The following is a 13261-nucleotide window of genomic DNA, read 5'->3' as shown; positions in this document are numbered from 1 at the left end:
CAGCTATCATTTTTTGATAACTGGAATCTTTTTTAACTTCATAAGGGCTAGTTATGTCCCAGCCCCTTACCTATACAGCTGAAGTATACTATTGCCATGGGGCAACGACGGTTCATCCTTCTCGTGAATAAAATACTTCAGGTTAGTGACACGATATTGCTCCTTCTACAGGAGTTCTATATTCCTTTGTACCTTATGGGATACTCACTCCTAGTATATTATGAATTCCCGATTGGCCAAGCAAATGGTTCGCTACCCGTTGGAGCGTGCAGAATAATATCGATAAATGGAATGGTATATGCAAATAAGATTAACCCAATTGTAATGCCAATCCAGAGCTTCCAATTTTCTAAAAATAGCGGTGTCGGTTGAGCATTCACTTCTTCTTCAGCAATTGGGAACTCTTCCTGTCCCTTCGGTGCAAAGAAAGTTAATTGCAGAAAGATATATACCATTAGTAGAATACCGATAAATAAAATAGTGCCTCCAACCGCTTGAGCAATTTGATATCCTATCCAATCTGATGCTTGGGCAGTTCCACCATATTCAGAGAAGGCAGATCTTCGCGGTGCACCTAGCAGACCAGATATATGCATGGATCCAGACATGATAGTCATCCCTACTGCCCAAATAACGGTTTGTATTAACCCTAAATTATTGATCTTGTTTGTTAGCTTTCTACCTGTTAGGTGTGGGATCAACCAATAGCTAATTCCGAAAAAGGTAAGTAAAACAGTAGTTGCTACAGTTAAGTGGAAATGACCAGTAACCCACATCGTGTTGTGAATAACGTTGTTTAATTGATGGGATGCATTGATTATTCCTCCAGTTCCTGCTGGTATGAATGCAAGCATACCTACCATAGGAGCAAAGAAACGAACGTCCTTCCAAGGTAAATGTTTAAACCAACCAAATAATCCACGAAACCCCTTCCGTCTGCCAGTTATCTCAAACATGGCAAACATAGAAAATGCTGTCATAAGTGAAGGAATGATGACCATAAATGTAAGTACAACTTGTATAAACTTCCACGTTGGGTCAATTCCAGGTTCTGTCAGCTGATGATGAAAGCCGACTGGTATAGAGAATAATAAAAATAATACAAAAGACAATCGTGCTAATGAATCACTAAAAATTTTGCCGCCAATAATCTTCGGGATTATGGCATACCAAGCCATATATGCAGGTAGTAGCCAAAAATATACAAGTGGATGACCAAAATACCAAAACAAGGTCCTACTTACTAAAACATTAATCGTTTCCGCATATCCAAGGGACCACGGAATAAATTGAACAATGACTGCGGCTGCTACACCAAGCGTTGCAATAAACCATAATACCATATTGATAACTACCATAAAGGCAAGAAGCGGTGATTTTTCATCTTTATGAGTCTTTTTCCAAACATAGAGTTGTCGGAAGTTAACAAAACAGGCAATCCAACTACCGATAATAACCAATGCCAATCCAAAATAAAATATAGGATGTGCTTGCAATGGAGCGTAAAATGTATATAGTACACTTGCTTTACCTAATAACACCATAACGGCGGCCATGACCGTACCAATTAACATGACTATAAAACTTAACCAGGCATATAATCGCTGTTTTTTTGAAATACCAACTGTTTTGGCCATCAAAGCATATTGAAAACCGATAATAAAAAAAGTAGTTAAAACGAGTCCGAGTATTACTCCATGTACCGTTAATACTTGATAATAGGTGATTCCCCATGGAAGTGAAAGGGAACCTGATCTTACAAGTGTTTGTAACAGCCCCATTAGCCCACCAATAAATAGTGAAATAAACGCAACATAGATAAAGGCCATAGTAAGTTTGGAATCAGATTTTGAAATACCAAGTTTAGTAGCAATCATTATTCATACACCTCCACAGAAGCAAACATTTGGTGATGACCCAATCCACAGTATTCATTACATACAATTGTAAATTCACCTGTCTCATCCATAACCGTTTCGTAGCGGCTAATGTAACCAGGCTCCAGCATCATATTTACATTCGTCCCAGCAACTTGATATCCATGAATTACATCTTTTGTTGTTGCTTGAAATAAAACAGTAGATCCTTTAGGAATTCTAATCTTTTTTAGCGGTTTACCATTATCATCAACACCAAAATCATAGTTAAAGGCAGAGGCAACAAAATTAACGATATACTGATCCTCTTTTACCTGTGTTACGCCTAAATTATCTGGTTGAAAGGCCTCATGACTTTCAATATTCTTTAAGTCAATTGTTTCTAAATGACTGGAAGGATGGGTACCTTTATAAAATGCACCAACCCCAATCACAAGCAAGAATAATAGAAGTGATCCAGTTCCAAATATTAACCATACCTTCTCAAACTTATGCAAATGCATGCTAACACTCCCCCCTAAATTCATTCCAATTACCTAGATAAAAATAAGGCAAATACACCAAACCAACTAACGATAATGAAGACTCCTAGTAATAACACAGATAGTAGTGTACCTTTCAGGTTTGGCGTTTCTACACGCTCTTCAGATTTCTGCTTTTCAGCATTTTCCATTCTACTCCCCCCTCATGACTAAAGTAGTGCTTCTATTTTCATCATACACAAAACACTGCCCGAATTAGCATTGTTCGTTAGTGTTTTCACAATTTGTTCAATTATGTTCGAACCGCTCTGTGTCAGTACTTTACTAACATTTAGGTTAGAAAAGTAATTGAAGGATTTGTGAAGAAAAAGTGGCAATTAAGTGAAAAACTACCTTGTAGGAAAGAAGTAGTAGCTGTTTGAAAACAAATGTTTAAAAAGTAAGGCACATAAACAAGCTTATCCTGCTGACTTAAGCATGGCTTAGAATACGATAATTAGGTAATTAGTAAGCCTAACAGAGCAGGGAGCATATTGATAAAAGGTAAACGGAACGAAGTCAGCATGTTTTAACTTAGCAAATTTGATTAGTGTTGAAGCATCATGCAAAAATGTCGTTTGAACTAAGTATGCAAACTGCCGCGAAACCGAAATTTAGATAGAGAGGAGGGAGAGGCATGTATGAATGAATAGTATCTTATCCTATTCCTCTAAGATGTTACAGAATAAATGTAAGTTATTTTTTAGTTGTCGAAATAAAAGAACCAGTGTGAAGGAAGCCAACGAATAAGAATTTCGTCAGGTTGGGGGTCTTTGAGTATATAGATTGAAAATCGTTTAATGAGTCTATTTATTCAGGAGATACTAATGGAAGATAAAATGACTCCAAGCTAATATACATATGTATGCATATAACAAGAGGTAACTATAATACAAGAATAAATGGGGACTTGATAAGAAAAAAAGGAAGCACAATAGTTAAATAGGTTATTGTGCTTCCTTTTGCATTAATTTGTGCTATTACTTTTTTCAACATGCATGTTCTTAGCAATATACATAAATGGTGTATCGATAATTGCCACCGCGAATTTGATAACATAGGTTGTTATAAATATTTCCAACCAAATATCGAATGGATATGTTCCATAGAATGCAATAGTACAGAAAACAATCGTATCTACAAATTGACTTATCACCGTACTCCCATTATTTCTAATCCATAACTGCCGATCACTTGGAAATAGATTACGTAATTTATCATAAATCCAAACATCAAAGTATTGACTAATCATATACGCTGCTAAGCTTCCGGCCACTATTCGTGGAATTAAACTAAATATAGTCGCCAGCGCATCATGAGCAATGTCTTCAGCACCTGGTTCAAATGCTAAGGCAATTTGCATGATGATTGTCATGGTAACTAATGTTGCAAATCCCAACCATACTGCTTTTTTCGCCTCTTTTTTACCATGTTTTTCATTAATTATATCGGTAGCTAAATAAGCAGTTCCATATAGGATATTCCCAAGAGTAGCTGTTAAGCCAATTAAATCCACTGTTTTTAACACCTGAATATTGGCTATCACTGTTGCCATTCCGATCCAAACATATAAGCCTGTTCTACCAAATAGTCGATAGAACAATAGCAATAACGAAAAATTGACCAACGCAAATAAAATCCATATAAGCTCGTTAGGCATTATTATTCCTCCTTAGTTTTGGTAACGCGGGAGTTCTCGAACCGCGAAAAACACAAAAGCTATTATACGAAGAACTAACTCGAAAAGCAAGGATATTCCTATTATAACCACCAAAAAAAGCGGTAACCATTAAGATTACCGCTTTATATATTTTGATCACTATTTATTTTTTAACAACATTAGCTGCTTGTGGACCACGCTCACCTTCAACGATTTCAAAAGAAACTTCTTGTCCTTCTTCAAGTGTTTTAAAGCCTTCTTCTTGAATTGCTGAATAATGTACAAATACGTCATTTCCTTCTTCTTGCTGAATGAAGCCATATCCTTTTTCAGCATTGAACCATTTAACTACACCATTTTCCATGAATAATCCTCCTAAAAACTTTCACGTTTCTTTAAGCACAAACGTGGTAATACAAAGCAGATAGACAGAACATAAAAATAGGCAGTTTCTATAGAAGTGTAGGATCACTATTACATCCACTTCTATAGAAGCTGCCTGCGTCATTAATGAATCCGTACATCTTCTTTGCTTGTGTCTAATATAGCTTATTTACATAAGTGAGTCAAGAAAATAAGCAAGGTTATGTCGACATTTTTTCGTTACTCGTCTATAATTTGATTAGGTGAAGCGGTATCAAGAGACATGCAAGGAGAGCATGAAGGCAAGCGGCAGAATTTGCTGTAATTACTGTATGAACGATCATGATTTACATCGAAATGTAGTAGATAGGATGAAGTTATTTCCCACCATATTTATCTAAATTTTAGGAAGGGGTACTATTACATGAAAACGGATATAGAAATAGCACAGGAAGCAAAGCTAGAACCGATACATAAAATTGCTGAGAACTTGAATTTAAGTAAAGATGAATGGGAGCCGTATGGACATACAAAAGCAAAGATATCCAATCATCTTTTACATACGTTAAAGGATAAGCCAGATGGCAAAGTTATTCTTGTTACCTCTATTAACCCAACCCCTGCAGGAGAAGGGAAATCCACAGTCACAGTAGGCTTAGGACAAGCCTTGAACCAAATAGGTAAGAGGGCAGTAATTGCATTGCGTGAACCATCATTAGGTCCAGTAATGGGAATAAAGGGTGGTGCAGCAGGAGGGGGTTATTCTCAAGTATTACCAATGGAAGATATAAACCTTCATTTTACCGGAGATTTACATGCTATTACGAGTGCAAATAATGCGCTATCGGCAATGATTGACAATCATATTCATCGAGGAAATGAACTCGATCTTGATCCGAGAAGAATAGAATGGAAACGTGTCATGGATATGAATGATCGAGCATTACGTAAAATCATCGTAGGGCTAGGAGGACCATCAAAGGGTGTTCCGAGAGAAGATGGCTTTACAATTACAGTTGCATCTGAAATCATGGCCATTTTATGTTTAGCAACCGATATAGTAGATTTAAAATCACGATTGGCAAGAATTGTGATCGGCTATACCTATAATGAGCAACCCGTTACTGTGAGTGATCTTAAAGCGGAGGGAGCATTAACGTTACTCTTAAAAGATGCATTAAAGCCGAACCTTGTTCAAACGATCGAAAATACTCCTGCGATTATACATGGCGGGCCATTTGCGAATATAGCGCATGGATGTAACAGTATTATCGCTACAAAAACTGCGGCTAAACTAGGTGATTATGTTGTAACAGAAGCGGGGTTTGGTGCAGATTTAGGTGCTGAGAAGTATTTTCATATAAAATCACGTGTTGGAAACATTGACACTGCCGCAGTTGTTATTGTTGCTACAGTTCGTGCATTAAAAATGCATGGTGGGTTGGCAAAGGATAAACTTGCCGAAGAAAATCTAGAAGCACTTAAAGCAGGTATGAAAAATCTGAAAAAACATATGGAAACGATTGAAGCGTTTGATGTTCCATTTGTAGTTGCTATCAATAAGTTTCCAACCGATACAGAAAATGAGGTCCATTTTATTGAGAACTGGTGTGAGGAACAACATGTTGAAGTAGCATTGACTGACGTATGGGCAAGTGGTGGATCAGGCGGTATTCAATTAGCTAACAAAATTATCGCTAAGACCGAAAGCAGGAAGAAAAGCTTTAAACCACTATACGAATTAGAAGATTCTATTGAAGAAAAAATTAGAAAAATAGCTCAAACAGTTTATGGAGCGAAGGATATTGAGCTTTCAAAGCATGCATCGAAGCAAATAAAGCTATTTGAAAAGCAGGGATGGAATAACCTCCCAATTTGCATGGCTAAGACACAATATTCACTTTCAGATGACCCTGCACGTGTAGGGAGACCAGAAGGTTTTACGATCACTATTAGGGAACTACGAGCATCTATAGGTGCAGGCTTTATTGTTGTATTAACAGGTGATGTATTAACGATGCCTGGACTTCCTGAAAAACCGGCAGCGCTAAATATGGACGTAACAGCAGATGGAAAGGTGAAAGGGCTGTTTTAATGGAGGCAGCTTTACAGTTAGCAAAGATAAAAGCCTATGTTTTTAGTTGTTTTACGGATGATCCTACTGGTCATGATTATTATCATATGGAGCGAGTAGCACGAATGGCTAGAATGATCGCCAATAAGGAGGGCGCAGAGCCATTTATTTGTGAAGCTGCTGCTTGGCTCCATGATATAGGTGATGAAAAATTATTTCATGATTCGATCAAATCATTGAACGAAATGGATGCTTTCCTTCATTCCATAGATTTTACAAAGAGCGATATCAAGGAAATTAGGCAAATTATGAGAAATGTTTCTTTCCGAAAAGGGAGGATTCCAACTACAATGGAAGGAAAAGTCGTGCAGGATGCTGATAGACTGGATGCGATTGGTGCGATTGGCATTGCTCGAACCTTTGCTTATGGAGGTGCAAAAGGGCAACCTATATTCCATGAAACATCGAAGCATACGTCCATCCAGCATTTCTATGATAAACTATTGAAACTGAAAGGGCTGCTTCACACAGAAACAGCCCAAGAAATTGCTAACGAACGTCATCAATTTATGGAAAGATATTTAGAACAATTTTATAACGAGTGGTAAAGGTATTGCTTTACTGTACATAAGCTAAAAAGATATCCATCGTTTGATGGGTATCTTTTTCAGTAAGACTCCCACTTTATGCTATTATTGATTAACTCGCTTTGCGCCAAGGTACCTAGCTTCCCAATAAGGATTAGTTAATTCGCTAATCTCCACGCCATTCGATTCACCTGCATGGATGAATTTTCCGTCACCGATATAAATTCCCATATGGGATGGTCCTGGTTTATATGTTTCAAAAAATACGAGGTCACCGACAGAGCGATTCGAGATGGGAGTGGAAAAATTCCAAATATCACTCACGGTTCTCGGAAGCTGCACGCCTTGTTGTTGATATACATATTGAATAAAACCACTACAATCAAATCCACTAGGTGAGGTTCCTCCCCAAGTATATGGCGTACCAATTTGTGAACGAGCTTCTTGAACTATAGTCGCTCCATCATTGCCTTCTATGCGAACTTTTTTAACTTCCTTTGCTGCTTCCTGCTTTTCTTCAACAGACTCCTCATTTCTTTGCTGCACATTTTCTGACTTCTTCTTTTTTTCTACTGGTGCATTTGAGGTAAGGTAGGTATCATCAATTAAATCCATTTTATGTTCGTCTTCAGCAATTTGTAATGCTTGCTTCGTTAATGGGCCATATATTCCGTCTAATTCACCCTCATAGTATCCAAAGTATTGTAATGACTTTTGAACGATCTTTACTTTTGCGTTGTACATTCCAGGCCGGATCTCATCTGAAAAATTTTCTAACTGATCTATATATTCTTGTTCTTCATCTTTGATTATTGCTTTTAATGTATCCTCGTTAACTTTCCCATTAATCGTTAAGCTATGTTCAGCTTGAAAGTTTTTAAGTGCGTGCTCGGTTAAGATTCCAAATTTACCATCTATATTATTATCAAAATAGGATAATGTATGAAGCTTTTGTTGTAGGATGCGAATAGCTTCGCCATGTTTGCCAAACTCTAGTTGTTCTGATTCGAATAAAAGCTTATTTTGTAGTTCAGGATATGCATCAACATAGGCTACAAGTGGTTGACTTAACACGTAGCCATAAAGTAAAGAACGTTTTACTACGTGCTCTACAGTACCATTTAGCATGCAAATACCCCTTTCTAATTTATGACTGTCTCTAACAGATTTATGAGTATTTAGCATGTTTATGAGTTACGATTGTGTTACAAACGTAAACTCTAAATCTTATTAAGACTGACAATACCTCAAAAATTGGAGTGCGCCTGTTCAAATACAGTATGTTAACGTGATGTGTAAACTGCTTAAAATTGTAGTTTGTGTTACAATTAGTTGGATAGTAGATAGTAAATGGAGGAATAGATATGGTTACAGGAGAAAGGGCATATTTAGATTTATGTAATCACATTTTACATAATGGTACTAATAAACAAGATCGTACAAATACTGGTACCTATTCTGTTTTTGGTCACCAAATGCGCTTCGATTTAGCAAAAGGATTCCCATTGTTAACTACCAAAAAGGTGCCTTTTCGTTTAGTTGCAAGTGAGCTCCTATGGTTTATAAAAGGGGATACGAATATACGATACCTGCTACAAAACAACAATAATATATGGAATGAATGGGCTTTTGAAAAATGGGTTACAAGTGATAGTTATCATGGACCAGATATGACGGATTTTGGTAACCGTTCACAGCTTGATAGCCGTTTCCATGAGCAATATAAAGAGCAAATGTCCATTTTTAAAGAGCGAATTCTCGCTGATGATGCGTTTGCTAAAAAGTTTGGCGATTTAGGAGCTGTTTATGGAAAACAGTGGCGTCAATGGAAGACATCACAAAATGAGGTAATCGATCAGCTTAAAGAAGTAATCGAGAACATTAAGTACAAGCCGGATTCAAGGAGGCACATTGTATCAGCATGGAACCCTGAAGATATACCATCAATGGCTTTACCTCCATGTCATACATTATTTCAGTTTTATGTAGCAGAAGGTAAGCTTTCTTGTCAACTATATCAACGGAGTGCGGATGTATTCCTTGGCGTACCGTTTAATATTGCAAGTTATGCTTTACTTACACACCTAATTGCGCATGAATGTAATCTACAACCAGGTGAATTTGTCCATACCTTGGGGGATGCACATATATATACGAATCATATAAATCAAGTAAAGACACAGCTAAATCGTGAAATAAGAAGCTTTCCAACATTACAATTAAATGCAGAAAAAACGTCTATATTTGATTTCGAACTTTCTGATTTTGAAATATTGGATTACAACCCACATCCAGCCATCAAGGCACCGATAGCTGTGTAAGTAACTGTTAGTTATTAGGAGGACAAAGAATGATATCATTATTATTGGCAATGGATCGCAATCATGTCATCGGTGTAGATAATGATTTACCATGGCGATTACCAAAGGACCTACGCTTCTTTAAGGAAAAGACAGTCAATCAAACTGTCATTATGGGGAGAAAAACGTATGATTCATTAGGACGTAGTTTACCCAACCGTACAAATGTTGTGCTTACGAGAGGGGATAATGATTTCCCTGACGATGTCCAAGTAATTGATAGCTTAGATCATATTAAACAGTGGAGTGAGACCCACCCTGATCAGGAATATTTTATCATTGGTGGTGGAAAAATATTTGAGCAGGCGATGATGATAGCTGATAGAATGTATATTACGTGGATTAATCATTCTTTTGATGGGGATACATATTTTCCTACATTCTCAGAAAAAGAATGGAGGCTTACTTCTAAGGTTAAAGGGGAAAGAAATGATTCAAATCCTTACGAATATTACTTTTTACAGTATGATCGAATTTAAGTAGTAGGGAGGAACGAATGGATACTTGTGGGGTAATACTTTCTGGTGGTAAATCTCGGCGAATGGGAACAAATAAGTCTTTATTGAAAATTGGCAATCAAACGGTGATAAATCGTATCTTTTTTGAATTGATGAAGGTGACGAATTGCTTATCCATTGTTACACATCAGCCCCAGCTTTATAACGATTTACCAGCTCGATTTGTAACAGATAGGTATCAAGAAAGTGGACCATTAGCAGGCATAGAAGCAGCGCTTTATTATAATAAAGCGGATGTTTTTATCATCACTGCCTGTGATATGCCGTTTATCCAATATCCGATTTTACAATATATGATAGACAACCTGGAAGACTATGATGGTGTTGTACCCGTTTATCAAACACATATGCATCCTTTAGCAGCTGTTTATAAAAAATCAGTGCTTGAAGAGGTACAAAAGCAACTGGATAAGGGTGAACGAAAAGTTACTGGTTTTTTTGAGGAGATGAATATTCGCTTTATCCATGATTTTCATGGATTCCCACGTGATCAAGTAGAACGTCATTTTTTCAATATGAATACGCCAGAACAATATGAACACGCTAAGACAATGAGACTTGTTTAAGAGAAGAAAAACATGTTACACTAAAAGCGCTTTATACTTAATCATTGAACACGCTATGAATTTTTTTACAAAGGATATTTGTTTTTTGAAATTTTGATTATAATAAGATTAATTATGAAAAGAAGGTGTGAAGATGTTTTCTAGTATAGGTTTTCCTGGACTAATCTTGATTTTAATCATCGCATTAGTAATATTCGGTCCGAAAAAGTTGCCGGAGATTGGTAAAGCGGCAGGACAAACGTTAAAGGAATTTAAAACTTCTGCAAATGAATTAACTAGTGATGTTACAGATGAAATAAAGGAAACAAAAGATATTATTACTGATCAAAAAAGCAGTAAATAACATAAGGGAGTGAAGGGAATGTTCTCAAGTATTGGTGTTCCTGGGTTAATCTTAATTTTAATCATAGCGCTCGTTGTATTTGGTCCTTCTAAACTTCCAGAGATCGGTAAAGCATTTGGAAGTTCGTTAAAAGAATTTAAAAATGCTACGAAGGATATCGTCACCGATGATGATGCTAGTAAAACGGAAAAGCAAACATCTAGTAAAAGCTGATATGCGAAGGTGTAAGGTATAACCCTTGCATCTTCTTTTATGTAGGTACTATGTACAAGGTTTATGTAAGTAGGAGAGTGAAAGGATGCCTAACAACGTATCAATGGATGAAAAGGAAATGAACCTTACAGATCATCTATCGGAGTTAAGAAATAGGATAATAATTATTGCTGTTTTTTTCATTTTATTCTTTATTGGTGGATTTGTGTTCTCCAAAGATATATATTCTTTTTTTCAAAGTGATTTGGACTTTAAATTAACTGTAATAAGTCCGGGTGAAATTATCTGGATTCATTTTACGCTCGCGGGGATAGTGGCAATTGCTTGCACCATTCCAATTTTTGCATTACAGGTTTGGTTGTTTGTTAGACCAGGTTTAACACAGTCGGAAAGGAAAGCAACATTAGCATATATACCTGCCGTCTTTCTTTTATTTATTGCGGGATTAGTATTTGGGTATTATATGTTCATTGAGTTAATTCTTCCATTTCTTTTGTCCTTAAATGATGGAATGTTTAATGAAATGTTCACCGTTGATCGTTATTTTAAGTTTCTTATACGTGTTACGTTGCCATTTGCTGTGTTGTTTGAAATACCAGTAATTGCTATGTTCCTTACTGCTTTAGGAGTACTGACACCGGATTTTATGCGTAAAACGCGAAAATATGCTTATTTAATCCTTGTTATTATCGGAACAATAGTTACGCCACCGGATTTTATATTGCAGCTTGTTGTAGCAGTACCATTAATTATTTTGTATGAGATTAGTATTTATTTAGCTGCTGTTGTGTACCGGCGTAAGCTGAAAAAACATAAAGAATTCATGGAAAGTGATCGTTTAGATGGATGAGGTGAATCGGATTGCGTTCTTTTTATCATTTTTTAATGACATATCGAGGAAAGAAAAATCCAGATGAAAAAAGTCGTTTAGCAGATTGGGCCTTTGCGGATCATTATTTTCCAAAGCACGCGATGGAATATGATGAAATAAGTAGCTACCTTGAATATAATAGCCCATTTCCTACAGCAGTAACCGTGTTTGATGAGCTTTGGGATATATATAGGATAGATGAACATGAGAGTCGTTAGAATTGTTTCTAGCGTCTTTTTTTGTGCAATATAAGCTAATTAATTCCTTCATGTCTTTTTTACTCTGCCTCTATATTTTCCTGCACAGTTACGAAATCTCAGTTCACATTCTAATTGGTTGATCTAAGCCATGACAGTCATTAATAAAAACTCCATATATGGTTGTCTCCAGATAAAGCTAACCAGGTATCTTTCATAGACGAGCAATCTAAATCCCCTTAGAAAAGTAATATTAGGAATTGTAACTATATTTATATTGGTAAAATAATATATAATTTACTAATTTTTTGAAAAAATGATTGACTAAACCCATTAACATCATTAGTATGTAATTTATTAAGTACTCTAAATTTTATATTTGAAAGAAAGGAGGAATATGTTAATAAATTAATTTACATAGTATTCATTCTTCGTAGAGTTCTAATTAACATTGAGTTTACTAGAGATTAAGAAGGAGGACTTGTTATGTACGCTGAATTATTGAAAAACAAAATTCAATTACTAAAAGAAAGTGGACAATATCGTGAAATTCGTTACTATTAATCGAATACGCGGTCAATATCCCCTGGCTACGTTAAGTGGTAAAAAGAATGATCAATCCGTTGTTGTCTGGTGTAGTAACGACTATTTGGGTATGTCTCAGCATCCCCTAGTAACCGCAGCTGCTCAGGAAGCTATCCAGTTGTTCGGGGTAGGCTCAGGTGGTTCGAGGAACATAGGAGCATTCCTGTAATGAAGAAATTTGAGGGTTGAACAAAAAAGAGCCCCCTTGGTATAGTACAGGGTGTCAATGCGCATTGACACCGAAATTAATAAATACCAAGGAGAGGACCCACTATGAATTATAATCAAAATCACAAACTATCGCAAATCACACCAGAAACATTAATTGTAGGAATCGACATCGCTAAAAACAAACACGTGGCACGTGCGCAGGATGACCGAGGGTTTGAATTTGGAAAACGACTGATCTTCGACAATCGCGTTCATGGCTTTGAACAGCTTTTAAACTGGGTCTCGAGACTTCAAAAAGAACACCGTAAAAGTGAATTAATCATCGGTGCAGAGCCAACAGGACACTTTTGGCTGA

At 36.5% G+C, this 13261-nt stretch carries 16 protein-coding genes and 1 pseudogene; 11 read left to right on the top strand and 6 right to left on the bottom strand.

Translation table 11 applies throughout. The annotated features are described in order from the left end of the window. Positions 1-218: 218 nt before the first annotated feature. The 5 genes from ABDZ84_RS12065 to ABDZ84_RS12045 all read right to left on the bottom strand — a co-directional run bounded on the left by ABDZ84_RS12065 (position 219) and on the right by ABDZ84_RS12045 (position 4422). Complete coding sequence (locus tag ABDZ84_RS12065; protein ID WP_026681946.1) at positions 219-1877, bottom strand: b(o/a)3-type cytochrome-c oxidase subunit 1; 1659 nt, start codon at positions 1875-1877, stop codon at positions 219-221. Next, complete coding sequence (locus ABDZ84_RS12060) at positions 1877-2380, bottom strand: cupredoxin domain-containing protein (RefSeq protein ID WP_026681947.1); 504 nt, start codon at positions 2378-2380, stop codon at positions 1877-1879. Before ABDZ84_RS12060 ends, ABDZ84_RS12065 begins: the two co-directional genes overlap by 1 nt. 29 nt (positions 2381-2409) lie before the next feature. Further along, on the bottom strand, positions 2410-2550 hold the full coding sequence (locus tag ABDZ84_RS12055; protein WP_080668710.1) for a cytochrome c oxidase subunit 2A: 141 nt from the start codon (positions 2548-2550) through the stop codon (positions 2410-2412). An 815-nt stretch (positions 2551-3365) separates the two neighbouring features. Continuing rightward, on the bottom strand, positions 3366-4058 hold the full coding sequence (locus ABDZ84_RS12050) for a queuosine precursor transporter (protein ID WP_026681948.1): 693 nt from the start codon (positions 4056-4058) through the stop codon (positions 3366-3368). 163 nt (positions 4059-4221) lie between these two features. Further along, positions 4222-4422, bottom strand: a complete 201-nt coding sequence (locus ABDZ84_RS12045; RefSeq protein WP_026681949.1) for a cold-shock protein — start codon at positions 4420-4422, stop codon at positions 4222-4224. A gap of 423 nt (positions 4423-4845) precedes the next feature. Between ABDZ84_RS12045 and ABDZ84_RS12040 the strand changes: the two genes are divergently transcribed. Together ABDZ84_RS12040 and ABDZ84_RS12035 are read left to right on the top strand one after the other, a co-directional pair. Next, positions 4846-6516, top strand: a complete 1671-nt coding sequence (locus ABDZ84_RS12040) for a formate--tetrahydrofolate ligase (RefSeq protein WP_343781652.1) — start codon at positions 4846-4848, stop codon at positions 6514-6516. Further along, positions 6516-7103 (top strand): HD domain-containing protein, encoded by a 588-nt coding sequence (locus ABDZ84_RS12035; RefSeq protein ID WP_026681951.1) that lies wholly within the window; start codon positions 6516-6518, stop codon positions 7101-7103. Before ABDZ84_RS12040 ends, ABDZ84_RS12035 begins: the two co-directional genes overlap by 1 nt. Positions 7104-7187: 84 nt before the next feature. On the opposite strand, the gene ABDZ84_RS12030 is transcribed toward ABDZ84_RS12035, so the two are convergent. Then, positions 7188-8210, bottom strand: coding sequence for a C40 family peptidase (locus ABDZ84_RS12030; RefSeq protein WP_026681952.1), 1023 nt, complete (start codon positions 8208-8210; stop codon positions 7188-7190). Positions 8211-8446: 236 nt separating this feature from the next. Here ABDZ84_RS12030 and ABDZ84_RS12025 point away from each other — a divergent pair, with 236 nt between their 5' ends. The 9 genes and pseudogenes from ABDZ84_RS12025 to ABDZ84_RS11985 form a co-directional block, all read left to right on the top strand. After that, complete coding sequence (locus tag ABDZ84_RS12025) at positions 8447-9403, top strand: thymidylate synthase (protein ID WP_026681953.1); 957 nt, start codon at positions 8447-8449, stop codon at positions 9401-9403. 29 nt (positions 9404-9432) lie between these two features. Further along, the gene (locus ABDZ84_RS12020; RefSeq protein WP_343781648.1) at positions 9433-9921 is read left to right on the top strand and encodes a dihydrofolate reductase; all 489 of its coding nucleotides are present in this window, start codon (positions 9433-9435) and stop codon (positions 9919-9921) included. A 17-nt stretch (positions 9922-9938) separates the two neighbouring features. Then, positions 9939-10526 carry a molybdenum cofactor guanylyltransferase gene (mobA, locus tag ABDZ84_RS12015; protein ID WP_281949001.1) on the top strand — a complete coding sequence of 196 codons (588 nt, stop codon included), beginning with the start codon at positions 9939-9941 and terminating at the stop codon, positions 10524-10526. A gap of 133 nt (positions 10527-10659) precedes the next feature. After that, positions 10660-10869 carry a twin-arginine translocase TatA/TatE family subunit gene (tatA, locus tag ABDZ84_RS12010; protein ID WP_026681955.1) on the top strand — a complete coding sequence of 70 codons (210 nt, stop codon included), beginning with the start codon at positions 10660-10662 and terminating at the stop codon, positions 10867-10869. Positions 10870-10887: 18 nt separating this feature from the next. Next, the gene (locus tag ABDZ84_RS12005; protein ID WP_026681956.1) at positions 10888-11082 is read left to right on the top strand and encodes a twin-arginine translocase TatA/TatE family subunit; all 195 of its coding nucleotides are present in this window, start codon (positions 10888-10890) and stop codon (positions 11080-11082) included. 85 nt (positions 11083-11167) lie between these two features. Next, positions 11168-11932 carry a twin-arginine translocase subunit TatC gene (gene tatC / locus ABDZ84_RS12000; protein WP_026681957.1) on the top strand — a complete coding sequence of 255 codons (765 nt, stop codon included), beginning with the start codon at positions 11168-11170 and terminating at the stop codon, positions 11930-11932. Between the two features lie 11 nt (positions 11933-11943). Continuing rightward, entirely contained in the window at positions 11944-12171 is a 228-nt protein-coding gene (locus ABDZ84_RS11995) for a YozE family protein (protein WP_026681958.1), read from the top strand. Between the two features lie 465 nt (positions 12172-12636). Continuing rightward, positions 12637-12892, top strand: a pseudogene (locus tag ABDZ84_RS11990) (5-aminolevulinate synthase); the annotation flags it as partial. A 116-nt stretch (positions 12893-13008) separates the two neighbouring features. Continuing rightward, a partial coding sequence (locus ABDZ84_RS11985) for an IS110 family transposase (RefSeq protein WP_343781644.1) occupies positions 13009-13261 on the top strand: 253 nt, incomplete at its 3' end.

Source organism: Virgibacillus salarius (genome assembly GCF_039521925.1).
Lineage (GTDB): Bacteria > Bacillota > Bacilli > Bacillales > Amphibacillaceae > Virgibacillus > Virgibacillus salarius.
The sequence above is the reverse complement of the archived record's forward strand: the minus strand, read 5'-3'. Positions and strand labels throughout refer to the sequence as shown.